The sequence below is a fragment of the Bacillus cereus group sp. MYBK108-1 genome, assembly GCF_051917185.1.
Taxonomy (GTDB): Bacteria; Bacillota; Bacilli; order Bacillales; family Bacillaceae_G; genus Bacillus_A; species Bacillus_A cereus.
Genome location: NZ_JBQAHZ010000003.1, coordinates 256,604 through 282,103, shown reverse-complemented (window position 1 = coordinate 282,103; position 25,500 = coordinate 256,604). Strand labels below are relative to the sequence as shown.

The window sequence follows — 25,500 nt, the reverse complement described above, 5'->3', positions numbered from 1 at the left end:
AGTACTTTAATTCATTACGTTAACTTTTTGATGTCTTTACTTATATGCCTTACATAACTGTCATGTTTGTGTAAGAAACATCGATAGTGGCAAGAGTAGAGAGTGTATATAGTTGAAAATAGAGAATAGATGAAATGAGGGATGTCGAGATGAAAACAGTATTAGAAGCAAAAAATATTGAAAAAGTATATGACACGGGTGGTAATAAATTTGCAGCGTTAAAAGGTATTAACTTACAAGTAAAAGAAGGTGAGTTCGTTGGAATTATGGGACCTTCTGGTTCTGGTAAGACGACTTTACTAAATGTTCTTTCTACAATTGATAATGCGACGAACGGTGAAATTTTAATTGATGGAAAAGATATTGTGAAAATGAATGATGATAAGTTAGCATTATTCCGCCGCGATCATTTAGGCTTCATTTTCCAAGACTATAACTTATTAGATACGTTAACAGTGAAAGAGAATATCGCTTTACCACTTGCGTTATCAAAGGTGAAAGCGAGTGAGATTGATCGCCGCGTTCTTGAAATCTCAAAGAAATTTGGCATTGATCATATTTTAAGTCAGTTCCCATATCAAGTATCTGGTGGACAGAAGCAGCGCTGCGCAGCATCACGTGCAATCGTTACGAATCCAAGTATGATTTTTGGAGACGAGCCAACTGGAGCACTTGATTCTAAATCTGCAACAGATTTACTTGAAAGTATGAAATCATTAAATGAATATGATAACTCAACAATTTTAATGGTAACGCATGATGCATTTGCAGCAAGTTATTGTAAACGAGTTATTTTCATTAAAGATGGTGAACTATATAAAGAATTGCACCGTGGTGAATCGACGCGTAAACAGTTCTTCCAAAAAATTGTTGATGTAATGTCTTCTATTTCTGGAGGTATGGCTGATGACCTTATCTAGCATTGCCCTCCGCAACATACAGCGGAACTTTAAAGACTACTTTGTATATTTTGCATCTATGATTTTTAGTATCGTTATTTATTTTACATTTAAAGCACTGCAATATAATTCACAAATGGAAAAAGCAGCAGAAGCTTCTAAAAAGATTAGCGGAGCGTTCCAAGTTTCCAGTGTGATGCTTATCATTTTCGTAGCAGTGTTTATTATATATTCGAACGGATTCTTTACACGTAAACGTAAAAAAGAAGTTGGACTCTATTCCTTATTAGGTATTCGTAAAAGACAAATTGGTAAAATGCTCTTTTATGAAAATATGTTAATGGGATTAATGTCTTTAATTATCGGTATTGCGATCGGTAGCGTCCTTTCGAAATTATTCCTTGAACTATTAGTAAGCATGATGGGATTAAACTTAAATGTTCATTTTGAAGTACCGATGGCTGCCATTATTGATACAGCAATTATTTTCTTTGTGATTATTTTATATACATCACTCCAAGGATATCGTTTAATTTATCGCTTTAAGTTAATTGAACTTTTCCGCGCAGAACGTGAAGGAGAAGCAATGCCAAAAGGATCTGTCATTATGGCATTAATTTCAGTTGTCTTAATCGGTTCAGGTTATTTCTTAGCATTAATGTTCATGAAGGCAGTTAAATATGCAGACTTTATGGCAGTTGCACTTTATATTTTACTGGCGACAGTATTAGGTACGTACTTACTATTTATGTTCTTTACAGTATTCGTATTGAAACGTGCAAGAAATAATAAATCATCGTTTTATAACGGTATGAATATGGTAACGACGTCACAGCTACTATATCGTATTAAAGGAAATGCAAAGTCACTTGCGACAATTTCTATTTTAAGTGCGGTAACATTAACAGCGGTTGGTACGTCAGTTACGATGTATTACAACACATTTACACAATCAAAAGCAGTTGCACCATACAGCTACTCTTATGAGAAGAAAGATGCAGAACTAGATAAGAAAGTAAATGCGATTTTTACAGAAGAGAAGAAAGATCACCCGATCAAAGATCAATTTGAGATTGAGACAGTTCCTGTAAAAGGGAAGTTTGAAGGAGATAAAGTTGATTTCATTTTTAATATGAACTACACGATTTCAGAAAAATATCAGTTTATGTCTCAGTCAGAATTTAATAAACTTGCTAAAAAAATTGAGGCAGAAACAGTGAATGTAACTGCTGGTGAAGCAATTATATATGATAGTTCGTATATTGAAGGGCATGAGTTTAGCCCTCAATATAAAGGGAATAAAGTAGTATTCCAAATTGGAAATGAAATGAAGAAATTAGCGATTCAAGCCGCAAATGATAATGCAATTACAAACTTAGGTGAACTAGTTGTTGTCGTTTCTGATGAAATGTATGAACAAGCGAAACAAGCATTTGGAACACGTATTGTAAAAAATATTGATGTAAAAGATGAAAGAAACAGTAAAGTATTAACAGAAAAATTAACAAAAGTGATGCCAGCTGGTGAAACAGACATGGCGTTATCATTTAGAGATTTCTACACTGGTTTCCATATGGGGCTTGAAGGAACTGGGCTAATGATGTTTATCGGAATGTTCTTAGGACTTGTATTCTTACTAGCAACAGGTTCTATCATTTACTTTAAACAATTAACAGAAGCAAGTGCTGATCGTGAGCGTTATGTTGTACTTCACAAAATAGGGGTTACAAAACAAGAAATGAAAAAAGCTATTGCAAAACAAGTAAGCTTTATCTTTGCGATTCCGTTAGTAATTGGAATCCTGCACAGCTTGTTTGCATTAAAAGGTTTAGGGAACATACTACCATTTGAAATTATGATTCCGCTTCTAATTAGTATCGGAGTATACGGCGCTATTTATATTGGATATTACTTCTTAACAGTTCGTTCTTATTATAAGATCGTGAGTGCGAAGTAATAAGGAGCAGCTATCGCTAAAGGCGATAGCTGTTTTTTATTCTTCATAAAATCTTAAGAAATCTCCTCAATTTTTATTAAGAAACGATAGTTATACTTAGACACAAGTTAAAAACTATCGAACGAATGAGGAGAGGTTTATATGCAACTCATAACATTCTTACATGAATTTATTAAACATCCGAAACATACTGGTGCAATTGCGCCAAGTTCAAAAATATTAGCAAAGAAAATGGTAGATGTAATTGATTTTAATAAAGCAAAATGCATTGTAGAGTTAGGGCCTGGTACAGGGGTTTTTACGAAGGAGATTATGAAGAGAAAAAAGAAGGACACAATATTTCTTCTTATTGAAATTAATGAAGTGTTTTGCAAAGAGTTAAAGAGCAAGTTTAAAAATGAGCAGAACGTCATTGTTGTACACGGTTCAGCTGAAAATATAAAGAAGTACATGGAAGAGTTCAATATAAAATGCATTGATTACATTTTATCAGGATTACCTTTCACTTCTTTACCAGAAGAAGTTTCAAAGCGCATTTTAAACAATGCGATGGAAGTGATACATGAGAATGGTGAATTCATTACATTTCAATATTCACTTGTGAAAAAAGGCTTTATACAGCATTTCTTTCCTGAAATTACACTAGAAAAAGTGTGGCTCAATTTCCCGCCAGCGTACGTCTTTAGCTGTAAAAAAGAGTTAAGGAGAGTATATGCATAATGGAATTGCATGAATTATTATCTTATATTGAACAATACGGTTATTGGGCATTATTTTTCTGTTTATGGTTAGGTATTATCGGTATGCCAATTCCAGACGAAATGATTGTAATGAGCGGTGGTTTTGTCTCTTCACTAGGGATATTAAGTATCATTCCTGCATTTTTATTAACGTATTTAGGCGTTGTATCAGGGCTATCTTTAGGTTATATATTAGGAAAAATATTTGGTACAAAAGTACTTGATAAGTTAATGAAAAAGAAAAAGGCAAAATACCTTTTGAAATCTCAACAAATGGTAGAGAAGTATGGTCATTACGCGTTAGTCACAAGTTACTTCATACCAGTTGTAAGACATATCGTACCGTATTTAGTTGGAATGAATAACATGTCATTTCGGATATATGCTTTGTATTCCTATACGACAGGATTTGTTTGGACACTCGTTTATTTCGTGCTCGGTTCTTTATTTGGACAACATATTGAAAGAATTGTAGCAGTTGCGATAGAGTATGGTGTGTATTTTGGCGGGAGCATTGCATTGATTGTGAGTGTTTTTTATTTTTACAGACAAAAAAGAAATACAGTGATGAGTAAATAAAGGAGGCGGCAGCCTCCTTTTATTATTAATATGGCTTTATTTATCGAAGTGCTGATGCAAAGCCCTGTTACATTAAGAAACCGCACGAGTTTTTATTAAGAAATGCTCTCTATACTTAGAAAGGTCTTATAGAAAAACATAATGAAAGGCGGAATATAGATGAAAAGATTTATTTTAGGATCATTACTTGTCATCATAGCAGGAGCAGCATATTTGTTAAATGGGAGTGCTACAGTAGATTCCATGAATCCGTTTCTTAAATTAGAATATCGTTATGCGGTAATTGATAACGCTGGAAAAGATTTAGGTGGAAATAAAGGCCGTGCATACACAGTGAACACATATGATAAGGATGGAAACAAAAAAGAGATAACAATTGATGGAGTGGATACATTGTAAAAAGGTTCCTACTGGCATGTAATTACGAGAGGAAATAAGGTACAAATAGAAGAAGAAATAATTCCTGATGGCGCGAAGGTGAAGTTAGGATTGTAAGTATAAACCCGGTTCTAGATGAGAGAATCGGGTTTGTTATTTTATGGTAAAATGATAAAGGGGGAGGGCGAGAGGTATGCTACTCATTGTTAGCCTTATATTAATTGGGATTATGTGCAGTATGAGAATAGTATCCTTACATATGATAGAGCGACAAATGATAGAAGAGCGATATGTATATTGTCCAAAATGTGATGCGAAAATTAGAAAAGGGAATTCGGCTCCTTTTTGTTCGAAATGTAATTTAATATTTTAGAGAAGGTAAAAAGGCAAAAACGAACATATTTCGGTTCGTTTTTGCCTTTTTTAATGAAGAATAAGAACAATTTTTCATTTCTCACTAATAACTTTTACAGTTAACTCCGCAGGAATAGCTTATTTTTTTTAATAAAATCATTTTAAATGAAATTATTTTGGAGCTACATACGTTGAAACGTAAAATTGTTACTTATTTGTATCTATAACACTTTAAAGTGCGTACTTTTTATTGTGTTGTAGATAAGACATAATTACATACGTGAGAGGGAAATGAGTAGTGTAGAACTAAAAAGTATATACGTTATTTTTCATAACTATCGTGCTTTAATCGGTCAGCCCTTGTCACATTAATTGATATTCATTAAACATTTTTAAATAGATTTTAGGAGGAGATTTTAAATGAAAGATTTATTAAAAGGTACACTTGGTTTTGGTACGGCACCACTAGGTAATATGTACCGTAATATTCCAGAGGAAGAAGCAATCGCAACAGTGGATGCTGCTTGGGATAATGGTGTTCGTTACTTTGATACAGCTCCACTGTATGGATCTGGTTTAGCAGAGATTCGTCTTGGTGAAGCACTATCGAAAAGAAATCGTGATGAGTACTTCTTAAGTACAAAAGTAGGTCGAATTATTTCAGATGAATTGGAAGATCCATCTACACGTGATTTAGGTGAAAAAGGTGGACTTTTCGAATTTGGTCGTAAAAATAAAATCATCAATGACTACAGTGCGGATGCAACTCTTCGTTCTATTGAGGATAGCTTAAAACGTTTAAAAACAGACCGTCTAGATTTTGTTTATATTCATGATGTAGCACAAGATTTTTATGGAGATGAGTGGATTTCACAATTTGAAATTGCTCGAACAGGAGCATTCCGTGCACTTACTCAATTACGTGATGAAGGGGTAATTAAAGGTTGGGGCCTTGGAGTAAACAAAGTAGAATCAATTGAACTTATGCTGGACTTAGAAGAAGCAAAACCAAATGTTTCTTTACTAGCTGGTCGCTATTCATTATTAGACCACGAGCGTGCGTTAGAACGCGTAATGCCTGCGGCTGTAAACAACAATATGGACATTGTTGTTGGTGGACCATATAGCTCAGGTGTTCTTGCTGGAGGTGCTCACTTCGAATACCAAAAAGCGTCACCAGAAATCATTGAAAAAGTTAATAAAATGAAAAACCTTGCAGATCGTCATGGAATCAGTATTAAAGCTGCTGCTTTACAGTTTTCACTGGCTAACCCAGCGGTTGCTGCTGTTATTCCAGGTGCAAGTAAACCGGAACGAATTGCAGAAGACCAAGCTGCATTGAAAACAGTGATTCCAGCAGCGTTCTGGGAAGAAATGCGTGAACAAAAATTAGTTGCAGTTAATGCACCACTACCAATTAACGTTAAATAAAAAGGAGAGTAATGAAAATGGCAAATACTATTACATCTATTGAAATTCCAGCTTCACCTGCCCAAGTATGGCAATTAATTGGAGGTTTTGATGCACTTCCAGATTGGTTACCATATATCCCTAGCAGTAAAGTAACGGAAGGTGGGCGCGTACGTCATTTAGCTAATCCTGATGGCGATGCAATCGTAGAGCGTTTAGAAGCATTTAATGAGAAAGAACGTTACTACACATATTCAATTATGCAAGCACCATTCCCTGTGACGAATTATTTATCTACAATCCATGTTAAAGAAGGTAAAGATGCTAACACATCATTAGTTGAATGGTCTGGTAGCTTCACTCCTGTAGAGGTTACTGATGAAGAGGCAATTAATCTATTCCATGGCATTTATAAAGATGGTTTAGAGGCGTTACAACAAGCATATTTAGCTTAATCAATTTATTAAACAAAAAAATAGAGTGAGTATTTGAAAGCCTGCATTGTAACAACTGCAGGCTTTTTTATGAGTATACAATTTCTTTTTAAGAAAATATATCTATACTCAATACTGTTACTGAAAGAGGACAGAAGCACATGCAGATCGTGAGCGTTACATCGTTCTTCGAAAACTAGGTGTCACGAAAAAAGCAATCGCAAAACAAATGAGATTTATCTTCTTCATTCCTTTAGTAGTTGGTATATTACACACTTTATTTGCGTTAACAGGATTAGCGACAGTACTTCCGTATGAAATTGCAGTTCCGCTGTTAATTAGCATCGGCGTGTATAGCGTTATTTATATTGGTTATTATTTGTTGACGGTTCGTGCTTATTTTGGGATTGTTAGTAAATAGAAAAGAGAGAAAGAGAGCATAGTGAAAATTATGTTCTCTTTTGCTTTTTTTAGTTAAAATGAGGTGTGCATGAAAATGGTATTTAAATGGAGTGTTACATTTGGGAATCCTTATCATATCAGGATGTTTATTAATTGGTATCACTTTGATCAGTCTCAGTATTTATCGATTTGTAAAAGAAATAAAAGAAAAAAATTCAAAGAAAGAGAAATGGAAAGTAGTAGCTGGAAATTTGATAGAGTTATTTAATGATCCATTGCACGGAGCGCCGTTCTATTTTTTAACTGGGGGTCTCTTTTTTATAATTGGACTGTTATTTCTTTCTATGGGAATGGGATGGCTTGAAATTGATTAAGGTGTATTAACAAAGATGTTTGATCATGTTAGTGAAGTGGCTTGGGAGTTAAACCATAAAGTGCTGCTGATGAACGATAAAGGAAAAACTGTATGGATGTTAACCTTTTTAGAGAAAGATAGCCCAGCTAATTTAGTTTGGAAGATAGAAAGAATAGATTGAAAATAGATGAGAAGTGGAGTGCATATGATGGAGACACAAATCGTTATTGGAGTACCTGGTTTATGGAAATCTAGAACAGAATTAATACAAGAAGTTGTGAGTAAAAGTAACTATATATTAGCGGGAAATGTGATGCACCATAAGGAGAAAGAGATTGGCTTTGAAATTGATATATATGAACAAGACCCTTCTTTGAGAGAGGCTTTCTTCTATGCAGGTGGGGAGCGTTTTGATGAAGAATTGCTTCAGGAGTTGGAGAAGCATACTTATACAGTGTATGTTATTGCAAAAGTTGACGATACAGAGAGATTACAAGAAGTAATTGATGTAGGAATGGAACTTTTAAATGCAGGTGGACTTGCTTTAAAAGTTGAAACAGCAGGTGTAGCTTATTCGAAAGAAGAATGGCAAGAGCTTGCAGAGGATAAGGAAATCTTTCCGATGTATTCGCACCTTGTAACTTTAGTTGGAGATGAAGAAGACGGTTATTATTCATGTGGAATGCAAGCATTTAATCTACCAGACGTTGTTTTAGACGGAGGGATAGATCCGGAAGTAGCTGTAGATTTATTGAATGATTTTAACCTACATAATATATTGGAAAAACCTAATTTGAAAGATGGAGATACAATTAGTTTCACAGAAGATGCTCCAGTGTATCGTTTATCTCATTATATAGATAAACGTTATGAACAAGAGGATCCATTTTATAATCCGTGTGGGGTATGGAAGTTAGAGAGTGCTTCGGCAAAGAAATCTATCTTTCAAAAATTGGGGAGTGTGCTAAAAGGATGGAAAAATACATAAAAGAACAGAGAAGTATATGTGATAAATATAAAGCGGAGTATGTAGAATCTCCGAATGACTTGAAATTAGGAATAGCGCAAAATGTGAAAGATGGTATCGCTCCGATTAATGGGTTACGAATGCCTATAGAAAATGGAACGACAGGTTGGTACATTTGGGCTGGTGAAGAAATGGGGACAGAAGAAGATTTCTTTCTTCCTTTACACGTTCAACATATTGATGAATGGGCACCTGAAATAAAGAAGTATTTAGGGTTACCACCTGGTTGGAGATTTTTAATTGCTGGAGATTACGAGGACGTGTGGTATGATCCGAATTTGTTTGATGAAGATTTAGAAGAGGATGCAGATGAATGGGAAGAAAATATGCTACAAGAGTATGGATGGTACATGCATAGCATATTAGCAGAAGATATTGATGGCATCCATGCTAATTATCATACGCATGGTCTAAGAGATAACTTTAATCATCAAGATTTACAAATAGCATTAAATATGGATCCTGAAGTCGCGCATAGTGTTTTTTGTACCATAATAGAAGAAATAAAGAGCGGAAAAAAGTTTGAACAAGGGATTGAGTATACGAATATTATTGAAGGATATCCCATTATTATGAAGTCTTTCGTAGAGATGGATCGAGAAGTTTTGAGGGTTTTATTACCTGATGAAAGAGGGATTCTTCCTACGAGGCCAGAGTGTGATGAATGTTATAAGACTCAATTGGATGATATTGAGGAGAGTTGATAAAAAAGAGCTTGAAACTATTCAAGCTCTTTTTTTATCACTATTTATGTCCTAAAATATGCTCAATCTCATGCAAACTTAATTTACTTGCCTTAGCAATCGTTTCAAGTGGTATACCAAGATCATACATATTTTTAATCATTTGAATTTTTCCCTGCTGAACTCCTTCTTTTCGACCTTTTTCAATGCCTTTTTCAATGCCTTTTTCAATGCCTTTTTCAATGCCTTTTTTAATTCCTTGTTTCATCCCTTGTTCCATTCCTCTTTTTATTCCTTCTGTCTCTGCATGGGCGAATTTTGCTGCTTCATCCATTAAAACTTTCTCCCTTGCGTCATAGGCTTGCCGGAAAGAAGAATCTTGACTCATACGTTCCCATTTATTTATCGCTTTTTGTAAAATAGGATCTTCGTTCATAGCAATATCCTCCAATAGTTTAGTTAAGTGCTCATCCTCATTTGCTGAAAGCAATAAAAGCCAACGAACAAATGGATCTTTCCACGGATTTACTTTTTCTTCATGCCATTGTTCAGTTAACTTTGGAATTTCTATAATGTGGATTTCAATGTCGTCACTCAGGAGTTTTTGTTGTTGTGTATTCCATAATATGCTCGTTGTATGGAAGGCTGGGTGTTCCGAAAACATTACGAAGTTTAGTAAGTTTATGGTGATGGTTTTGTGAAGTGCACTGTAGGGCATCCCTTTTTGTAGTTGAGATGTGTATAGTCTTCCCCAATAATATAAACTGCGTTTAACCATATCGTGATTATTATTGAGTTGTATTTCTACATTAACTTTTGTTCCTGTGTCTAATGTCGCTGAAATGTCTAAAATAGATAACTTATCCTCTTCATATTCCCTGTGTAAATGTGGATCTTCTAGTTGTAGAGAAGCAATGGGCGACTCTAAAGACTCTTGTAACATAGCATTTAAAAATGCAATTAGAATATCTTCGCTACCATTCGTACCAAACAATTGTTTAAATGCAAAATCAATGCGTAAATTAACTAACTGTTGGTTGAACAAAGTTTGTCCTCTCCCTTATATGAAGGTACTTCTTTCCTTCATTGTACATAAAAAGAACTAGAGTATGCAAACAAGTCATTCTTCTATTTTATTAGAGGATGTTTAGAGTTTCCTATCATTGATTACCACGAAAATTTCATATGGACTGTTTGGGTATCACTTAGTAAAGAAAGTTATGATGAAGTATTAGAAAAGTGGGATGAGAGAGGCCGAGAAAATAGTGATCCTTATTTTGGTTGGTTATCTGTAGAAATACCATTTTATCCAGAAACATTAAATTTAAAAACAAATGTACATATAAGAGAAGTTGGAACGGCACCGTATGTTGAATTAGAGCCAACCGAGCATCCTTTAGCAATCGAACAAAGAAATGGAATTACTTTAGAGAGAGTTAAAGAAATAGAAGAAATGATTCAACGACATAACTAGATTAGAAGAGAAAAAAACGAGTGCTAGCACTCGTTTTTTTCTTTACACAACCGCAGGATTATAAATCATCGTAAAGTGTCCTGGTAATAATTCAATGTGACAAGGTGTGTGAAGCGAACTTTCTCCATCTGTATCTACTTCTTTTTCTTCTTTCGTTTCAATATGAATGGATTTCGCTTTTACGTGGAAGATGTCATTTTCATTTGAATCCTCGAATAGTTTCTTTCCGATGTAATCTTTAAATGCTTGAATACCTGTTGATTTGACTACGAAAATATCAAGTGTTCCGTCATCACATTTTACGTTTGGAATAAAGGATGGAATACCACCAAGATATTCACCATTTCCAACCATGACAAGGACAGCTTCGTCTTCATATACTTGTCCGTCATAAGTAATTTTTACTGGGAATGTTTCAGCATTTTTTACAGTTCGAATTGTACTTAAATAGTAACCGATTTTACCAAGCTTTGCTTTTTCATCTGCATCGATATTGTTTGATACTTCAGATACGAGACCAATCCCCCAGAAGTTTAAGAAATGTTGTCCATTTGCTTTTGCAACGTCAACTGGTTTTATATGTTCTTTTGTAATAAGTTTTGCCGCTTCTGCAATGTTTTGCGGAACACCAAGTGTGCGAGAGAAGTCGTTGCAAGTTCCGCCTGGAATGATTGCAAGTGTAGGTCTAGTTTCGAGAGGTGCTAAGCCATTTGTGCATTCAAATACTGTTCCATCACCACCAAAGACGATAATTAAATCTACTTTACTAGCAAACTCTTGGCAATATTTTGTTGCATCACCTTGTTTTTTCGTATGAAGGATATGTAGATCAGGAAAAGCTGCGGCAAGAGGTGGTACGATTTTCGTTAAATTTGTATGTAAGTCACCTTGACCAGCTTTCGGATTTACGATGAGGAGTACTTTTTCAAATTTTGTCTTTGTCATTTTTATTCTCTCCCTTTGTCTTTTACGAATCGTGATAGAAAATAAACTTCCATCAGTAATTGATGGAAGCTTATTTTATTATATTACTCCGTTACAACTGAAGCGATAAATGGTAAGTTACGATATTTCTCAGCACAGTCGATACCGTAGCCAACGATAAATTCGTCTGGAATTTGGAAGCCAACATATTCAGCTTTTAAGTCCACTTTACGGCGTTCTGGTTTATCAAGTAATGTACAGAACTTGAGTGCCTTTGGTTTATGCATAAAGAAGTGGTCTTTTAAGAAATGAAGTGTTAAACCAGAATCGATAATATCTTCTACAACAATTACGTTTTTTCCAGTAATGTTTACGTCGATATCTTTTAGTAGTTTCACTTTTCCTGTCGTTTCTGTTTGATTTCCGTAACTAGATGCAGAAATGAAGTCAATTGTTACATCGTTTTTAATGTGACGAATTAAATCAGCAGCAAATACGAATGAACCTTTTAATACGGCGATAACTACGATTTCTTCTCCTTCAAAGTCACGTTCGATTTGAAGTGCTAATTCTTTCACTTTTGCTTGTAATTGTTCTTCAGAAATTAAAGTGTCTTTTATTTCAATATTCATTGTAATCCTCCTACAGTGTAAAACTTGCGAACATTTCGACTGTAAAGGATAGAATAGAAAAAGTCAAAGGAGATAGTAATTTTTTACAAAGATAACGACAAAATCATCTGATGATATGATATACTAAGTATATTAAGAAAACGCTTCCACAAAGGGTGAATATGATGAAGAAGAAACAGTACACAAGTGTAACATTTATAAAAGCATTACTTTTAACAATTGTTCTTGGCCTGTTGGCTTACGTAATTGATGTACCTGCGATTCGTATTTCATTAATTGGAATGACTTTAGTGTTAGGAGCAATTTCGCACGGTATGATGTCGCAGCTAAAAGAAGCTGGACTTGATGATATGAGAGATCATATAGATAAAAAGTAAGAAACCTTCATTATATAGAGTGAAGGTTTTTTTGTTTCTTACAAAAATGTAAGGTAGTTGTAAGGCAAATCGATAGTTGCATAATAGCATTTTGGATAAACTATGGGTGTAAGGTAAAAGGCAAGCATATTTTAGGTAAATTAAGTTTTAGGCACTCTATATGTGAAAAAGGAGTAGGAGGGCATGGAGAAACGTTGGACGACCTTTTCTTTTTTAGCGACTAGTAACACCGTAATGCTAGATGGAAAAATGGATTTTTTGCACTTGTTTGATCGTGAAGATGATCATTCTTCTTCTAAATTTACAATGAAATGGAATAAATGGAGCGAAAGTTGTAGGTTTGAAGAAGAGGCCCCTAACGAAGAGCAAAAGATTATTTTAACAAACCCTATTAAAGCGTGGGTTGTTCAACGTCGTAAGTGTAACGTCAAAAATCACTTCAAGAAAACTGAGCCGAGACAATTAGTTATCGCTCCGGCCCGTTCTACTTCCAAATCACGCGAAAGTAACATGTAAATATTGAGACACACACCCGAAAAAACATCGTACATATTGCGATGTTTTTTTCTTTTTCTACAATGAAATCTTTAAATGAAATATATTTCATCTGCATCTTATATTTATATCTCTTGCTTATTCTAGTAATACATCCGGTGCGAGTTGATGTGAATAAAATATAAGGAGAGAATGAAGATGAAAAAGAGACTATTACCAATTTGTGCAATGGCATTTTTAACAGTAGGATATTCTTCAGTAGCGAGTGCGGATACTGGAACAGTAACAAAGGAAGAAGAAGCGCAAGTGCAACAAGATAAAGCTAAAAAAGAAGAAGCAATTAAGGAACAGCAAAAAAGTGAAGTAGAGAAAAAACAAGCGGCCCAAGTACAAGAAAAAAATGATATGGCTAAAAAAGAGGAAGCAATAAAAGCTGAGAAAAAGAGAATAGCGCAAGAACAGTTAAAAAATGATATGGCAAAAAAAGAAGCAGCGATAAAAGCCGAGCAAAAGAATGAAGTAGCTAAAAAAGAAGTAGTAAAGCCAGTTGTACAAGGTGAAAAATTACCAAATACAGCATCAAATAATGTAGCAATGATGGGATTAAGTGCATGTCTTGTAGCGATAGGTACATTATTTGGTTTGAATCGTCGCAATAAGATTAAAGTGTAAATAAAATATTTTCCTATAAAGAATGGAATAATTTCATATATTAAAAATGGTAGGTTACTCCTACCATTTTTTGCATGGAGGGATGAAGAATGAAGTTACTCAATTATATCGGTATCATATTGATGGCTATTGGGCTATTCATGGGATCCTATTACGCTGTGGAATGGTATAAAGGAAAAAGCTCTGCTCAAGAATTAACGAAAGAAGAAATAAAGAGCCTTAAAAATATACAAGATACTCAACTTTCTCATGAAACACCTGTAACTTCTCAAGTGCCTTCTTCTCAAACAGAACATAAAGAAGGTGAAAAGGTAGCGATGTTAAACATACCGAAAATAAAGAAGAAGTTTTCTATATATTGGGGAGCGGATGATACGACTTTGAAAAAAGGAGTTGGTATGTTTGTTAGTGATTTAACGACAACCCCATCTGGAGGAGGACATACTGTACTGAGTGGACACCGAGATACTGTATTTACAGATTTAGGAGAGTTGAAAGAAAAGGATACTCTTGTTTTAGAGTATGATAATAAAACGTACACATATGAAATTCAAAAGACATGGATTACTCATGCGGATGATCGTACTGTTATTATAAAAAAAGAAGAACCGATATTAACACTGACAACTTGTTACCCATTTAATTATATAGGGGATGCACCAGATAGATATATTATCGAGGCGAAGTTAACTGGAAGTTATTCGAAGTGAAATTATAGTTTCTGAAAGCGGGAGGGGGATATAAGTTATGTCAAAAAACATTTTAATTGTTGAAGATGAAGACATATTACGTGAAATATTAAAAGATTATTTTTTAAGTGAGCAATATGTAGTGTTTGAAGCGAGGGACGGGAAAGAGGCTTTAGTTGTATTTGAAGAAGAAGAGGTTGATTTAGTTATTTTAGATATTATGTTGCCAGAACTCGATGGATGGTCTGTTTGCCGAAGAATTCGAAAGACGTCCGAGGTGCCTATTATTATGCTGACGGCGCGCGTAGATGAAGACGATACGTTACTTGGTTTTGAACTTGGGGCAAATGATTATGTGACGAAGCCGTATAGTCCGCCAATTTTATTAGCAAGAGCGAAAAGGTTGTTAGAAAGCAGAAAAGTGACAAAGCAACTTTTAGAGAATGAAGATGATACATTATCAATCCATGATATTCACGTTCATTTTCCGTCACGCACTGTTACGGTAAATCGAACTGATATTAATTTAACGCATACAGAATTTGAAATATTAGCGTATTTCATGAAAAATCAAGGAATCGTTTTAACGCGAGAGCAACTCATTTCAAGAATTTGGGGATATGAATTTGCTGGCGATGATCGAACGGTGAATAGCCATATTCGTAATTTAAGAAATAAATTAGGAGAGAAAGCAAAGTATATTACAACTGTAGTACGAACTGGTTATAAATTTGAGGGGAATATATGAGAAAAGGGATTGTTCTAAAATTATTTACTCTTACAACAGCATTATGCATGTTAATTTTAGCGACGATATTTATTGGACAAACGATATTTTTCAAACAATATTATGCGAATCGAAAAGTGGAAGATATTAAAGTGAATTTAAATTCCTTTGAGAAGAACTATTTAAATCATGCAGGAAATGCAGAAGAAATTCAGAAACTAGAGCAAGACTTTTTAAGAGAAAATAATACGTGGATTACGACATTAGATAAGAACGGGAATTTAAAACATGCAGATGATTTTTATTTTGAAGTAACGATAGATCGTAGGCAACAAAAGAGCTTTGGACAACAAATATTCAAAATTCCCTTAGGTAATCTCGTCAATATAGAGGAGATTGATAATAAATTATCAGAGCATTTTTTAGGGCAAGAAATTTATTTTTCTGGAGTGAGAAAAGAAGATAGTTTTATTCCATTCTCTTTTTCTTTATCTAAGCAGAATTTAAGCGGATCTAATAAACCGCTAGAAAAAGCATTTAATGAGAAAATGAGAAAATTATATGAGGAGAAAAAGAAAGCAACCGGGGAACAAGTTGTTAAGGAGAAGAGGCCAGCCGTTCAGGAGCAAGTTGCCCAAGAACCAGATGTTTACATAGGAGGGCGTGTTACGAAAGTACAGTTTCCAGATGTAAAAGGCCCCGTAAATCCAATTTATAAAAATACTTTATTTTTGGATAGTATAAAAGAATTTCAAACGGATGTATTACTAAAAGAGAGTAATCAAATAGAGTATTCAACAAAGACAATGGACCATGAAAAGAATGATATAAAATATAAATTATTAATGAAACCAATAAAAGAAAAAGATGGATCAGTAACATATATTTATGCGATGGCTTCTTTACAGCCTGTAGATGAAGCTGTACAAATGGTGCAAGATTATTACATCTATATCATTGCATTTGTAGTCGTTCTTATTTTTTTAGCTTCGTTTTATTATTCAAAACAAATTGCAAAACCATTATTAAAAATAAATGATACGACGAAGAAAATAGCACAATTAGATTTTACAGAAAAAATACCAATTACTTCAAAAGATGAAATTGGAGATTTATCGAAAAATATTAATGTGCTATCAAATAAACTCCATTCGCATATTGGGCAGTTAGAAGAAGATATTGAAAAGGAAAGAAAGTTAGAAAAGACGCGAAAAGAATTCATTTCTGGTGTTTCACATGAATTAAAAACACCGCTAAGTATTATGAAAAGCTGTATTTCTATTTTAAAAGACGGGGTAGCTGAACATAAAAAAGAGTATTATTTTCAGGCGATGGAGAGAGAAGTAGACAAAATGGATACGTTAATTTTGGATATGCTTGAATTAGCTAAATTTGAATCTGGTACATATAAAATGAAAAAGGATTCGTTTTATATTGATACAGTAATTGAAGATATATGTGAACATCTATCTGTGGAAATAGAGAAAAAAGAGCTTCGTGTTCATAAAAATATATGTTCATTTGAAGTGATTGCAAATCAAGGCCGGATTGAACAAGTCATCGTGAATTTCATTACGAATGCCATACGTTATACACCAAATAAAGAAGATATTATTATTTCTACAATAGATGAGAAGGATCGTATAAAAGTGTGCATTGAAAATAAAGGTACTCATATTGAAGAAGAACAATTAGATAAAATTTGGGATCGTTTTTATCGCGTGGATACAGCTCGTCAGCGTTCACAAGGTGGGACGGGGCTTGGACTTGCTATTTCAAAGAATATTTTAGAACTACATGATGCTGAATATGGGGCAGAAAATACAGAAGATGGTGTATTATTTTATTTCTATTTACCGAAAAAAGCGTAGACAATATGATCTATGCTTTTTTAATTTATTTTCATATTATCTTTACCTAATCTTTATTTTTAATTAGTATAATTTATTTAGAATATGAGGTTATGTAAGGAGTCGATGAACCGTGCATAGCAATTGGCTAAGTATAATGGTATTTATTTTCTTTTGCGCATTTATTGTATTTTTAATTGATATTACGATATGAAAAAAGAGCGCTCATTAAGCGCCCTTTTTTTGTGTATTCATTTGATAAGCACTGATGCTCTTGAATAAGCGTGGTGAAGTGATAAATAAAAATATAAGTAAAACGGTACATAAAATAAAAGAACCAAGCATTGTACTTCCATTTACGATTAATGAATATAACACAGCTGATTGACCTTTCGGCGCATATTGTCCCCAGAAAATAATGCCGGCAATAAAGTGGCAGAAATAGCGAGCAAAGCTACCGATAAATGTAGCAAGGATAATATAAGCAAGGACTTTCTTACCCTGATTTTGTTTTGATGAAGGTTTGTCTTTACGGTTACCTAAATTTGATTGTTCTAAGCTATTTTCATTGGATGTTAAAAGTGCTTTTTGAATTGGACGATAGAATAAGCCAGCAAATCCGATAAAAGCAAAGGCAATGAAGTACTCAATGAATGCTTGAACAGGTGTTAAAATATAAGCATCTCCCACGACAATTTGTAATAGTCCCCAAACTAAACCGCCTAAGGAAGCTGATTTAAAGCCCCAGCGGTAAGCAATAATAAAAATAGGAATCATAGCGAATGAGATAGAACCGCCTGTTGGAAGTTTAAGTGATAATGGTAAAATATCGATGATCATGGCGAAGGCTGCAAGAATAGCAGATTCGATCATCGCTTGTAAATTGGTGTTACGCATGTTGTCTCCCCCTAAATCCAAGTTGTACAAAAAAGAATAGATATCATAGGAGGATACGAAATACGTAAATAAAAAAGAGGTATGTATTTCGGACGTTTGCACAATCCCTGCGTTAGCATTAACTAACAGGTTCGAAGGGTCGGAACGAAGTGTTCCCTCTCAGCGGCATAGCTCCCCCTGTGATAACGAAATTCTTTATTTGCTATTGTTTATTGTAAGCGAAATGGATGAGAATGGCAAACGAATCCATTATGACAATAATTGAAATAGAATTGTAGAGAAATGTTAATAAATATGAAGTCAAAGGGTATAGTACTCAAGAAATAGAGTGTGCTATAATTCTTTTGAAAATAATTATCATTCTCTTCTGAGGGGGAAGGTTATGAGCTTAGTAGATATTAAAATCGGTGAGAAAGTGTTAGTAAAAAGCGTTCAGTCGTTAGATCAATTATTAAAGAGAAGACTGGCTGCTTTTGGTCTTTCTGAAGGAAGCGAACTTCGTATGAAGCAGAAAGCGATGTTCAAAGGTCCTTGTACATTGGAGTGTCGTGGACAGTTAATTAGTATTCGTCATTGTGACGCGAAAATGATAAAGGTGGAATTAGCGTGAATAAGGTAGCTTTGCTAGGGAATCCGAATACAGGGAAGACATCATTATTTAATGCACTTACTGGTTCTTATGAATACGTAGGAAACTGGAGCGGTGTAACAGTAGAAAAGAAGGTTGGTAAATTAAAAGATAGACAAGGAACATTAATTGATTTGCCAGGTGTGTATGATTTAAATCCAGTTTCACGTGATGAAGGTGTTGTAACAAACTTTCTATTAACAGAAGAATTTAATCATATGTTAAATATCGTAGATTCCTCGCAGTTTGAAAGAAATATGCATTTAACGTTGCAGTTACTTGAATTTGGTAAGCCAGTCTCAATTGGTTTAAACATGGTTGATGTGGCGAAGCAAAGAGGAATTGTCATTGATGTAAAACGATTATCAGAGCTATTAGGTGTAACAGTCGTTCCTGTTGTTGCAAGAAGTGGAAAAGGCTGTGAAGAACTGCTTACGACTCTTAAAGAAAATGACAAAAAAGAGAAAAAGCCATTCCTTATTTCATATGGTGTACAAATGGATGAAGGAATTGGAGAAGTAATTGCTCTTTTAGAGACAGCGAATTACGAGCATCCGAGATGGTTAGCACTTCAATTTTTAAGCAATAACGAAGTAGTAGAAAAAGAAATGAAAGCATTACCAATTTATAAGGAACTCATAGCCATTCGATCTCGCTTAGAAGGAAGACTTGATTGTACGTTAGAAGAGCACATTTACAAAACTCGTGAAGCGTATATTGAAAAGTTAAAAACAAATGTTATGAAGCATGAGAAAGAAGGGGAAATTCCTTTTTCAGAAAAAATTGATAGATTAATTACACATAAAATTTTAGGACTTCCAATCTTTTTAGCAGTTATGTTTTTTATTTTTCAGGTTACGTTTACGTGGATTGGTACACCTTTATCGGATATGTTAGATGAGTTTTTTGGTGGGCAGCTTACGGATTGGGTGACGGCTGGACTTACAAGTATTGGAGCTTCTGATTTTATTCAAGCACTCGTTACAGAAGGTATTATTGCCGGTGTTGGTGCTGTATTAGTATTCGTACCACAAATCTTTGCACTATTCTTTTTTATTTCATTATTAGAAGACTCAGGGTATATGGCGCGAATTGCAGTTGTTATGGATAGAATTATGGAGTTTTTCGGCTTAAACGGAAAAGCTTTTATTCCGATGATTATCGGTTTTGGATGTAACGTTCCAGGTATCATGGCTGCGAGAACGATTGAACAGGAAAAAGAACGTTTACTTACCATTTTAGTAACACCATTTATGTCTTGTTCAGCACGATTACCTGTATATGCATTATTTGCGGGCGTATTTTTCCCGCATAGTCAGGCGACTGTTGTATTTTCTTTATATGTTGCAGGGATTGTTCTTGCGTTATTAGTTACAAAAATTATGTCTCTTACAATTTTGAAAGCGGAAAAGTCTATTTTCGTAATTGAATTACCGCCTTACCGTGTGCCACAAGCAAAAACATTATGGCTAAGCACGTGGGAGAAAGGAAAGGGATTTGTTCGTAAAGCTGGTACATTCATCTTTGGTGGTTCGGTTGTTATTTGGTTATTAAACTATGCAGGTCCATCAGGATTCGGCGTTGATATGGGAGATAGCTACTTAGCGATGATTGGTGGATTTATCGCACCATTATTTGCACCGCTCGGCTTCGGAACGTGGCAAGCTGCAGCATCCCTTTTAACAGGATTTTTAGCAAAAGAAGTTGTCGTTTCTACAATGGCAATTATTTATGCAGTTAAAGAAGATGTGCTTGGAAATGTAATGGGAGCACATTATACAGCATTATCAGCTTATGCATTTATGTTCTTTATTTTATTATATGTTCCGTGTTTAGCGACGGTAGCTGTTATTAAACGTGAAACAGGATCAGCGAAGTGGACGATTTTCTCAGTCGTTTATCCACTCGTAGTTGCTTATGTATTAACGCTCATTATATACCAAGTTGGATCCTTACTCGGATTCTAGAAGGAGATGTATTGTGATGATGGTCAATATTATAATTGGAGCTATCATTTTTGGTTATGCAGCATATACGTTAGTTAATTTTGTAAAGAGAAGTAAAAAAGGAAAATGCGCGGCATGTTCTTTAAATAAGTCATGTCAGTCGCAAACTTGTAGCCCGGATATGGAGCAAATTGCTCATAATAAATAGAAAAAAGCTTTGCGAAATTTCGCAAAGCTTTTTTGTTTTACTTTTTAATTTTTACAAGTTGAGAAGCTTCTACGCCTTTGTAACCAGGGAATTCTTTACTTGGGTCTTTATCAAATTTTAATACACCTACAGATTTTTCATCACCTTTTACATTTCTGTAAGTTGCGTCATCGACAATCGCATACATATCTGTATATGCACGGCCACTTCCGATAATTGTGTTGCCTTCATATTTTAATTTTGCCCCATCAAGTGCAGCATTTTCTACTTTTTCTTTTGCAAATAATACACCTTGTTCTGTTGTTACAGCTGGTAATTTATCAAGTGGTTTCGTGTTGTCTTTTTCATCAACTTTGCTAAGTAACTCTTTTTTCACTAGTTCTTCACCAGTTTTCTTATCCATTACAAGAACTTTTTTACCATCTAATGTTGTCATTTTCATTTTATAGAAGTCTTTTTCTTTCACTTCTTTTTTGTTTTTATCTGTAATTTGCTGAACTTGTTCTTCTGATCCGTACAGTACAAAGCCGTTCGCTTTTTCTCCTAATAAAGAACAACCTGATAATGCTCCAAGTGAAATTGCTGCTGCTAATCCGATTCCTACTAATTTTTTCATGATGATTTCTCCTTTTATATGTTTTATAGTAAATACAATTTTTGTATCGTTGCTTACATGCGAAGAAGCTTGTTTGTTGCTTCTGATATTAGTGTATGAGAAATATTGGAATGCAACTATCGAGTTAGCTTACAGTAACATTACACTTATGTAATTTAGTGAAATTGCACAAAAGTAAGTTAATTTCAAAGAGGGATAATGAGAATATATTAGAAATACAATATTGTATATAGAATGTCATATTATAATGGATGTATTTTGGAAATAACATGTAAGGACATATTAGTTTTGTTATAATAAACACATAGGCTGTAAAATGAATATTCTTTACTGTAAAGGGAGATTTTTCAGTTTTCCAAGTAGTGAATTTGAAATATGAGGTATATCATAGGAGGAATTTAGATGTCTGTATTTAAACGATTAAGAGATTTAACAATGTCGAATGTGTATTCGTTAATTGAAAAAGCGGAAGATCCAGTTAAGATGACTGATCAATATTTACGCGATATGCAAGCCGATGTACAAGAGGCTGAGAAAAGTGTAGCAGCTCAAATCGCACTTGAGAAGAAATTCAAAATATTATTTGAAGAGCAAGAAGCACTTGTGAAAAAACGTGAAGAGCAGGCTCATATGGCTGTTCAAGCTAATAACTTAGATCTTGCGCGTCGTGCATTAGAAGAAAAACAAAATGCAGAGCAAAAAATGAATGAGTATAAAGCAAGCTACGAGCAAAATAAAACTGCTGCTGATAACCTGCGCCTAAAGCTAGAAGAAATGCGTAAGCAATTAACAGAGCTGAAAAATAAACGTGAAACACTTGTAGCACGTGTAAATGCTGCGAAAGCACAGAAAAATATTAATCAGGCGATGTCTGGATTTGATTCAAATTCAGCAAAAGCTGGTTTAAGCCGTATGGAAGAGAAAGCCCTTCAATTAGAGGCTGAAGCGGAAGCAAGCGGTGAAGTTTATAAGAAAGAAAAATCATTAGATGATGAATTCGCAAGCTTAAACAAAAATTCTGCTGTTGACGATGAATTAGCTCGTATTATGAAGCAGTATGAGAAATAATATAGAATAAAGACAAATGAACCGACATGTCTAAATATATTCATGTCGGTTTTCTATTATATTTTAGAGGAGGTTTTGCAATGACATGGATGAATGTAGTTGCCATGCTTGTATGGACTGGAGCGAGTGCAGTACTTTTATTTGCAATTATGTGGGTTGATTCAATTTTTACAAAATACAATGATTTAAAAGAAATCAAAAATGGAAATACAGCTGTAACAACTCGTTTTATTATGAAATTATTTGCACAAGGGTACATTTTATCTCAATCGATAACGAAAGCAAATGATTTATGGCAAGCACTTCTTGCATCAGCAGTTTCTTTCGTTATTTTATTAGTGGTAGAAATGTTTATCGAATTCGTATTAAAGAAAATGTCTGGTCTTGATTTAGAAGAAGGTACGAAAGAAGGTAGCGTTGCACATGCGATGTTAGCCGGATCATTACATATTGTTGGTGCACTAATTTTAGGTGCTTGTTTATAAAGAGAAAAGGAGGGGTAGATCATGAGTTTATTTAAACGAATTAAAAATATAATGAAAAGCCCAGAGCCACCGAAGCCGGAAAAGAGTCTTTTAACGTTAGCTCCTGGCGATATGATTGAAGTTTCATTAGTTATGTATGAATTAATTGGGAAAACGAGTATGCATTCGCGTAAGGAAATTGTTTTGACATTGCAAGATGGAAAAGATATTCGTTATTTAAAAATTGAAGACCGAGAAAATACGTATTACAAATTATATACTCCAATTGATGGTCGCTTAGATTCAATTGATGAAATTCCGACGACAATTGAAATGGATGATACTGAGTATCATATGGAAGAACAATATAACGGACGTGTTGTTGTGATGGGAAAAACTCCATTCTCAGCTTCAGAAGAACAGTATATATGGGAATTCCAATCAGATAATCGGAAATTATTGCGTATTGAATGGCAAAATGGTCGCACAATGATGTATGAGGGAGAAGCAATCATTCCTGCTGATGTACAAATTATAAGAGCAACGTAAGGGGGCGTAATCATGTCAAGCCGATTGTTTACCATGATTAAATCGTTTGTGATCCCTATACTTGCTATCGTTATATTACTTGTTGTTGCTGGTTATGCCTTATCAGGTTGTCAAGGCGGGCAGACAAAGTCGATTCAAGACCGTTATCCACTTGAATCTGTTGCCAAGGAAGGTAAACAAGAATCTTACGTGTATAGGGCCGCCAATCGGTCAGTTCCTGAAGTCGCAAAGGAACTCATTAATGAAAGAGAACCGCAGCAAGCATCTAAAGAAGACGAAAATCAAATGTTCCTCGTTTATTCTGATAAGATTTATAACCTGCAAAAGGATAAAGAGAAACCATCTGATACGTTAATTGAAATAAGTAATAAAGAATTTGTCCGTCAAAATTACCAACCGTCCTTCTTGCAAGGATATATTATGGGTAGCATATTAAACGATATATTCGGTTCACGAAAATCATCATACGGTGATTATCGAGGATATAACGATAGACAAAATCATAAACCAGTTATTCCAGAGAGACCACCTACAAAAGAAGAAAAGAAAACCCCACCTCCAATTACGAAGGAAGGGAAAGGGTCTATCATTAAGCGAGGCGATAATGTAGATTCGAAACCATCAGTAGGTGATAAGGGAAGTATTACTGAAAAAGGAAGTAATACGACGCCCCCACCTTCTACTGGAAGCAAGGGTAAAATTACAAAAACACCAGGCGGTTCAAGCGGATCAGATGTGAAGCCAAAATCATCTATTAAAACGCCGCCAAGGAATACATCTCCTCCGAAAACGAGGGTCGGTGGTTCAGGAAAAATTACGAAGAGAAGATAGTGTAGAGACCGAAAAGTGGAATTTGCTTTTTGGTCTTTTTTTGTTATGGGAATTAATTCCTCTCATGTGGTACGATTTAGGTATAAGGGAGGAAGTAAAAATATATCAGCGATTATTGAAATATATCGACTTACCGACAAAAACTGACAACGATAGCAACTTAATAATAAAAAGAGGGTGTGCCAAAATTTTGGCACACCCTCTTTTTCATAACGATTAATGAATATCACGTTTCTTAAAGTTACCGCCTTTTACTTCTGCTACGTCATAAACTGTAATAAAGGCGTGTGGATCGATTTCATTAATAAGTTCTTTCATTTTACTTTCTTCTAAACGGTTAATTACACATGAAATTTCTTTAAACTTCTCTCTTGAATAACCACCGTATACTTCGTTATATGTTGCACTTCGGCCTAAACGATCGCGAATTGTTTCTACCATTAATTCAGGCTCTTTTGTAATAATTTTAAATGCTTTTGAACCACTTAAACCAACTTCAACGATATGAATCACTTTCGAAGCGATAAAGTAAGCAATTGCCGAAAGGATAGCTCCTTGCAGGCCGAATACCGTTGATACGAAAATAAATACGAACATGTTTAAGAATAAAATAAGGTCACTCGTTCCAAATGGTAACTTACGAGAAAGCAATACAGCAAGCATATCGATTCCATCTAATGCCCCACCGTTACGTAATGCTAGTCCCATACCAAAACCGATGATAATACCACCAACAACTGTAACTAATAATGTATCGCCTTCAATAATAGCTGGTATTCCGTGCATGACAACGGTACCTACTGCTAATGAAGCAATTCCGATAATAGAATAAATCGCAAAGCTTTTACCGATTTGCTTATACCCTAACCAAACGAAAGGAATGTTAATAACTGCGATTAGAGCTCCTAATGGCAATCCAAATAATCTTGAACTAACGATACTTAAACCAGTTACACCACCGTCTGATACGTTATTTGGAATTAATACTGCTTCTAATCCGTACGCTGTGATAAATGCCCCAATAATAATCATCAAAGCTTTTGAAGCAATTCTTAGCTTATTGGGCTTGTTTTTGATAATTTTCTCCATGTAATTTCCTCGTTTCAAACTAGTTTCTTATTTGTTACGTAATTCACACCTAAATTTTATTTTAACATTTAATTTGAAAAAATTCTCCTTTAATGGATGTATGCAGGGAATATTATCACCATATTATCTTTAAAATATTTTTGAAA

The 25,500-nt window shown here is 34.5% G+C and carries 30 protein-coding genes, 3 pseudogenes and 1 riboswitch; of the genes and pseudogenes, 27 read left to right on the top strand and 6 right to left on the bottom strand.

The genetic code is table 11. The annotated features are described in order from the left end of the window. The first annotated feature begins 149 nt into the window (after positions 1–149). The 13 genes and pseudogenes from ACTFSL_RS07895 to ACTFSL_RS07835 all read left to right on the top strand — a co-directional run bounded on the left by ACTFSL_RS07895 (position 150) and on the right by ACTFSL_RS07835 (position 9,239). Positions 150–920 (top strand): ABC transporter ATP-binding protein, encoded by a 771-nt coding sequence (locus ACTFSL_RS07895; protein ID WP_000859655.1) that lies wholly within the window; start codon positions 150–152, stop codon positions 918–920. Next, positions 907–2,856: an ABC transporter permease gene (locus ACTFSL_RS07890; RefSeq protein ID WP_063537822.1), complete on the top strand. Its 1,950-nt coding sequence runs from the start codon at positions 907–909 to the stop codon at positions 2,854–2,856. The genes ACTFSL_RS07895 and ACTFSL_RS07890 overlap by 14 nt, the downstream gene beginning before the upstream one ends. Positions 2,857–2,997: 141 nt before the next feature. After that, the gene (locus ACTFSL_RS07885) at positions 2,998–3,576 is read left to right on the top strand and encodes a class I SAM-dependent methyltransferase (RefSeq protein ID WP_063537820.1); all 579 of its coding nucleotides are present in this window, start codon (positions 2,998–3,000) and stop codon (positions 3,574–3,576) included. After that, the gene (locus ACTFSL_RS07880) at positions 3,576–4,175 is read left to right on the top strand and encodes a DedA family protein (RefSeq protein WP_063537817.1); all 600 of its coding nucleotides are present in this window, start codon (positions 3,576–3,578) and stop codon (positions 4,173–4,175) included. The genes ACTFSL_RS07885 and ACTFSL_RS07880 overlap by 1 nt, the downstream gene beginning before the upstream one ends. Before the next feature lie 159 nt (positions 4,176–4,334). Beyond that, positions 4,335–4,670: pseudogene (locus tag ACTFSL_RS07875) on the top strand (YxeA family protein). Positions 4,671–4,746: 76 nt separating this feature from the next. Next, positions 4,747–4,926: a hypothetical protein gene (locus ACTFSL_RS07870; RefSeq protein WP_000924676.1), complete on the top strand. Its 180-nt coding sequence runs from the start codon at positions 4,747–4,749 to the stop codon at positions 4,924–4,926. Positions 4,927–5,327: 401 nt separating this feature from the next. After that, positions 5,328–6,338 (top strand): aldo/keto reductase, encoded by a 1,011-nt coding sequence (locus ACTFSL_RS07865; RefSeq protein ID WP_000653986.1) that lies wholly within the window; start codon positions 5,328–5,330, stop codon positions 6,336–6,338. 17 nt (positions 6,339–6,355) lie between these two features. Next, positions 6,356–6,772 (top strand): SRPBCC family protein, encoded by a 417-nt coding sequence (locus ACTFSL_RS07860; protein ID WP_000024112.1) that lies wholly within the window; start codon positions 6,356–6,358, stop codon positions 6,770–6,772. A 130-nt stretch (positions 6,773–6,902) separates the two neighbouring features. Further along, positions 6,903–7,172: pseudogene (locus ACTFSL_RS07855) on the top strand (hypothetical protein); the annotation flags it as partial. A gap of 100 nt (positions 7,173–7,272) precedes the next feature. Next, a complete protein-coding gene (locus tag ACTFSL_RS07850; RefSeq protein ID WP_061457815.1) occupies positions 7,273–7,527 on the top strand; it encodes a hypothetical protein in 255 nt (84 codons plus the stop codon). A gap of 15 nt (positions 7,528–7,542) precedes the next feature. Continuing rightward, complete coding sequence (locus ACTFSL_RS07845; protein ID WP_000459564.1) at positions 7,543–7,689, top strand: hypothetical protein; 147 nt, start codon at positions 7,543–7,545, stop codon at positions 7,687–7,689. 27 nt (positions 7,690–7,716) lie between these two features. After that, the gene (locus ACTFSL_RS07840; RefSeq protein WP_119684049.1) at positions 7,717–8,496 is read left to right on the top strand and encodes a DUF4261 domain-containing protein; all 780 of its coding nucleotides are present in this window, start codon (positions 7,717–7,719) and stop codon (positions 8,494–8,496) included. Then, a complete protein-coding gene (locus ACTFSL_RS07835) occupies positions 8,481–9,239 on the top strand; it encodes a DUF4262 domain-containing protein (RefSeq protein WP_000417362.1) in 759 nt (252 codons plus the stop codon). The genes ACTFSL_RS07840 and ACTFSL_RS07835 overlap by 16 nt, the downstream gene beginning before the upstream one ends. Positions 9,240–9,279: 40 nt before the next feature. On the opposite strand, the gene ACTFSL_RS07830 is transcribed toward ACTFSL_RS07835, so the two are convergent. Continuing rightward, on the bottom strand, positions 9,280–10,263 hold the full coding sequence (locus ACTFSL_RS07830) for an Rpn family recombination-promoting nuclease/putative transposase (RefSeq protein WP_440041461.1): 984 nt from the start codon (positions 10,261–10,263) through the stop codon (positions 9,280–9,282). An 84-nt stretch (positions 10,264–10,347) separates the two neighbouring features. Here ACTFSL_RS07830 and ACTFSL_RS07825 point away from each other — a divergent pair. Continuing rightward, positions 10,348–10,692: pseudogene (locus ACTFSL_RS07825) on the top strand (DUF2199 domain-containing protein); the annotation flags it as partial. Positions 10,693–10,734: 42 nt separating this feature from the next. On the opposite strand, the gene ACTFSL_RS07820 reads toward ACTFSL_RS07825, so the two are convergent. After that, positions 10,735–11,637, bottom strand: a complete 903-nt coding sequence (locus ACTFSL_RS07820) for a diacylglycerol/lipid kinase family protein (RefSeq protein ID WP_000167897.1) — start codon at positions 11,635–11,637, stop codon at positions 10,735–10,737. Between the two features lie 83 nt (positions 11,638–11,720). Beyond that, complete coding sequence (gene hpt / locus ACTFSL_RS07815; protein WP_001019294.1) at positions 11,721–12,248, bottom strand: hypoxanthine phosphoribosyltransferase; 528 nt, start codon at positions 12,246–12,248, stop codon at positions 11,721–11,723. Positions 12,249–12,409: 161 nt separating this feature from the next. Here hpt and ACTFSL_RS07810 point away from each other — a divergent pair, with 161 nt between their 5' ends. The 6 genes from ACTFSL_RS07810 to ACTFSL_RS07785 all read left to right on the top strand — a co-directional run bounded on the left by ACTFSL_RS07810 (position 12,410) and on the right by ACTFSL_RS07785 (position 17,079). Further along, positions 12,410–12,625: a hypothetical protein gene (locus ACTFSL_RS07810; protein ID WP_002001286.1), complete on the top strand. Its 216-nt coding sequence runs from the start codon at positions 12,410–12,412 to the stop codon at positions 12,623–12,625. A 183-nt stretch (positions 12,626–12,808) separates the two neighbouring features. Further along, positions 12,809–13,141 (top strand): hypothetical protein, encoded by a 333-nt coding sequence (locus ACTFSL_RS07805; protein WP_000415613.1) that lies wholly within the window; start codon positions 12,809–12,811, stop codon positions 13,139–13,141. A 177-nt stretch (positions 13,142–13,318) separates the two neighbouring features. Next, the gene (locus ACTFSL_RS07800) at positions 13,319–13,792 is read left to right on the top strand and encodes an LPXTG cell wall anchor domain-containing protein (protein ID WP_440041460.1); all 474 of its coding nucleotides are present in this window, start codon (positions 13,319–13,321) and stop codon (positions 13,790–13,792) included. Between the two features lie 89 nt (positions 13,793–13,881). Beyond that, the gene (locus ACTFSL_RS07795; RefSeq protein ID WP_088024158.1) at positions 13,882–14,502 is read left to right on the top strand and encodes a class D sortase; all 621 of its coding nucleotides are present in this window, start codon (positions 13,882–13,884) and stop codon (positions 14,500–14,502) included. A 37-nt stretch (positions 14,503–14,539) separates the two neighbouring features. Further along, a complete protein-coding gene (locus tag ACTFSL_RS07790; protein ID WP_000041862.1) occupies positions 14,540–15,229 on the top strand; it encodes a response regulator transcription factor in 690 nt (229 codons plus the stop codon). Next, positions 15,226–17,079 (top strand): sensor histidine kinase, encoded by a 1,854-nt coding sequence (locus ACTFSL_RS07785; protein WP_088338501.1) that lies wholly within the window; start codon positions 15,226–15,228, stop codon positions 17,077–17,079. Before ACTFSL_RS07790 ends, ACTFSL_RS07785 begins: the two co-directional genes overlap by 4 nt. Positions 17,080–17,286: 207 nt before the next feature. On the opposite strand, the gene thiT is transcribed toward ACTFSL_RS07785, so the two are convergent. Continuing rightward, complete coding sequence (gene thiT / locus ACTFSL_RS07780) at positions 17,287–17,955, bottom strand: energy-coupled thiamine transporter ThiT (protein WP_088338500.1); 669 nt, start codon at positions 17,953–17,955, stop codon at positions 17,287–17,289. Between the two features lie 86 nt (positions 17,956–18,041). Beyond that, a riboswitch (TPP riboswitch) is annotated at positions 18,042–18,143 on the bottom strand. A 194-nt stretch (positions 18,144–18,337) separates the two neighbouring features. Here thiT and ACTFSL_RS07775 point away from each other — a divergent pair. Genes ACTFSL_RS07775 through ACTFSL_RS07765 form a run of 3 tightly spaced genes read left to right on the top strand, consistent with a single transcriptional unit; the run spans position 18,338 to position 20,737 of the window. Beyond that, positions 18,338–18,565: a FeoA family protein gene (locus ACTFSL_RS07775; RefSeq protein ID WP_000060519.1), complete on the top strand. Its 228-nt coding sequence runs from the start codon at positions 18,338–18,340 to the stop codon at positions 18,563–18,565. Continuing rightward, the gene (gene feoB / locus ACTFSL_RS07770) at positions 18,562–20,550 is read left to right on the top strand and encodes a ferrous iron transport protein B (protein ID WP_088338499.1); all 1,989 of its coding nucleotides are present in this window, start codon (positions 18,562–18,564) and stop codon (positions 20,548–20,550) included. Before ACTFSL_RS07775 ends, feoB begins: the two co-directional genes overlap by 4 nt. Before the next feature lie 16 nt (positions 20,551–20,566). Further along, on the top strand, positions 20,567–20,737 hold the full coding sequence (locus ACTFSL_RS07765) for a FeoB-associated Cys-rich membrane protein (RefSeq protein WP_000989598.1): 171 nt from the start codon (positions 20,567–20,569) through the stop codon (positions 20,735–20,737). Positions 20,738–20,774: 37 nt separating this feature from the next. Here the strand turns inward: ACTFSL_RS07765 and ACTFSL_RS07760 are convergent, their stop codons facing one another. Beyond that, entirely contained in the window at positions 20,775–21,353 is a 579-nt protein-coding gene (locus tag ACTFSL_RS07760) for a lipoprotein BA_5634 family protein (RefSeq protein WP_088338498.1), read from the bottom strand. Positions 21,354–21,755: 402 nt separating this feature from the next. Here ACTFSL_RS07760 and ACTFSL_RS07755 point away from each other — a divergent pair, with 402 nt between their 5' ends. From ACTFSL_RS07755 to ACTFSL_RS07740, 4 genes are all read left to right on the top strand, one after another. Next, positions 21,756–22,421 carry a PspA/IM30 family protein gene (locus tag ACTFSL_RS07755; RefSeq protein ID WP_025687310.1) on the top strand — a complete coding sequence of 222 codons (666 nt, stop codon included), beginning with the start codon at positions 21,756–21,758 and terminating at the stop codon, positions 22,419–22,421. Between the two features lie 80 nt (positions 22,422–22,501). Then, positions 22,502–22,906 carry a DUF350 domain-containing protein gene (locus ACTFSL_RS07750; protein WP_000220087.1) on the top strand — a complete coding sequence of 135 codons (405 nt, stop codon included), beginning with the start codon at positions 22,502–22,504 and terminating at the stop codon, positions 22,904–22,906. 21 nt (positions 22,907–22,927) lie between these two features. Beyond that, the gene (locus ACTFSL_RS07745) at positions 22,928–23,434 is read left to right on the top strand and encodes a DUF4178 domain-containing protein (RefSeq protein WP_000051745.1); all 507 of its coding nucleotides are present in this window, start codon (positions 22,928–22,930) and stop codon (positions 23,432–23,434) included. A gap of 12 nt (positions 23,435–23,446) precedes the next feature. Then, complete coding sequence (locus tag ACTFSL_RS07740; RefSeq protein WP_088338497.1) at positions 23,447–24,265, top strand: DUF4247 domain-containing protein; 819 nt, start codon at positions 23,447–23,449, stop codon at positions 24,263–24,265. Between the two features lie 216 nt (positions 24,266–24,481). On the opposite strand, the gene ACTFSL_RS07735 is transcribed toward ACTFSL_RS07740, so the two are convergent. After that, positions 24,482–25,354, bottom strand: a complete 873-nt coding sequence (locus ACTFSL_RS07735) for a YitT family protein (RefSeq protein ID WP_000411246.1) — start codon at positions 25,352–25,354, stop codon at positions 24,482–24,484. Between the last annotated feature and the right edge of the window lie 146 nt (positions 25,355–25,500).

Bases quoted from the DNA above. Each gene is read 5' to 3' on its own strand.
- ACTFSL_RS07790 (WP_000041862.1), top strand. From the start codon at position 14,540: ATGTCAAAAAACATTTTAATTGTTGAAGATGAAGACATATTACGTGAA.
- ACTFSL_RS07880 (WP_063537817.1), top strand. From the start codon at position 3,576: ATGGAATTGCATGAATTATTATCTTATATTGAACAATACGGTTATTGG.
- ACTFSL_RS07870 (WP_000924676.1), top strand. From the start codon at position 4,747: ATGCTACTCATTGTTAGCCTTATATTAATTGGGATTATGTGCAGTATG.
- ACTFSL_RS07840 (WP_119684049.1), top strand. From the start codon at position 7,717: ATGGAGACACAAATCGTTATTGGAGTACCTGGTTTATGGAAATCTAGA.
- ACTFSL_RS07740 (WP_088338497.1), top strand. From the start codon at position 23,447: ATGTCAAGCCGATTGTTTACCATGATTAAATCGTTTGTGATCCCTATA.
- hpt (WP_001019294.1), bottom strand. From the start codon at position 12,248: ATGAATATTGAAATAAAAGACACTTTAATTTCTGAAGAACAATTACAA.
- ACTFSL_RS07885 (WP_063537820.1), top strand. From the start codon at position 2,998: ATGCAACTCATAACATTCTTACATGAATTTATTAAACATCCGAAACAT.
- ACTFSL_RS07795 (WP_088024158.1), top strand. From the start codon at position 13,882: ATGAAGTTACTCAATTATATCGGTATCATATTGATGGCTATTGGGCTA.
- ACTFSL_RS07765 (WP_000989598.1), top strand. From the start codon at position 20,567: ATGATGGTCAATATTATAATTGGAGCTATCATTTTTGGTTATGCAGCA.
- ACTFSL_RS07810 (WP_002001286.1), top strand. From the start codon at position 12,410: ATGATGAAGAAGAAACAGTACACAAGTGTAACATTTATAAAAGCATTA.
- ACTFSL_RS07805 (WP_000415613.1), top strand. From the start codon at position 12,809: ATGGAGAAACGTTGGACGACCTTTTCTTTTTTAGCGACTAGTAACACC.
- ACTFSL_RS07895 (WP_000859655.1), top strand. From the start codon at position 150: ATGAAAACAGTATTAGAAGCAAAAAATATTGAAAAAGTATATGACACG.
- ACTFSL_RS07775 (WP_000060519.1), top strand. From the start codon at position 18,338: ATGAGCTTAGTAGATATTAAAATCGGTGAGAAAGTGTTAGTAAAAAGC.
- ACTFSL_RS07785 (WP_088338501.1), top strand. From the start codon at position 15,226: ATGAGAAAAGGGATTGTTCTAAAATTATTTACTCTTACAACAGCATTA.
- ACTFSL_RS07845 (WP_000459564.1), top strand. From the start codon at position 7,543: ATGTTTGATCATGTTAGTGAAGTGGCTTGGGAGTTAAACCATAAAGTG.
- ACTFSL_RS07750 (WP_000220087.1), top strand. From the start codon at position 22,502: ATGACATGGATGAATGTAGTTGCCATGCTTGTATGGACTGGAGCGAGT.
- thiT (WP_088338500.1), bottom strand. From the start codon at position 17,955: ATGCGTAACACCAATTTACAAGCGATGATCGAATCTGCTATTCTTGCA.
- ACTFSL_RS07735 (WP_000411246.1), bottom strand. From the start codon at position 25,354: ATGGAGAAAATTATCAAAAACAAGCCCAATAAGCTAAGAATTGCTTCA.
- ACTFSL_RS07860 (WP_000024112.1), top strand. From the start codon at position 6,356: ATGGCAAATACTATTACATCTATTGAAATTCCAGCTTCACCTGCCCAA.
- ACTFSL_RS07890 (WP_063537822.1), top strand. From the start codon at position 907: ATGACCTTATCTAGCATTGCCCTCCGCAACATACAGCGGAACTTTAAA.
- ACTFSL_RS07865 (WP_000653986.1), top strand. From the start codon at position 5,328: ATGAAAGATTTATTAAAAGGTACACTTGGTTTTGGTACGGCACCACTA.
- ACTFSL_RS07755 (WP_025687310.1), top strand. From the start codon at position 21,756: ATGTCTGTATTTAAACGATTAAGAGATTTAACAATGTCGAATGTGTAT.
- ACTFSL_RS07800 (WP_440041460.1), top strand. From the start codon at position 13,319: ATGAAAAAGAGACTATTACCAATTTGTGCAATGGCATTTTTAACAGTA.
- ACTFSL_RS07745 (WP_000051745.1), top strand. From the start codon at position 22,928: ATGAGTTTATTTAAACGAATTAAAAATATAATGAAAAGCCCAGAGCCA.
- ACTFSL_RS07760 (WP_088338498.1), bottom strand. From the start codon at position 21,353: ATGAAAAAATTAGTAGGAATCGGATTAGCAGCAGCAATTTCACTTGGA.
- ACTFSL_RS07820 (WP_000167897.1), bottom strand. From the start codon at position 11,637: ATGACAAAGACAAAATTTGAAAAAGTACTCCTCATCGTAAATCCGAAA.
- ACTFSL_RS07835 (WP_000417362.1), top strand. From the start codon at position 8,481: ATGGAAAAATACATAAAAGAACAGAGAAGTATATGTGATAAATATAAA.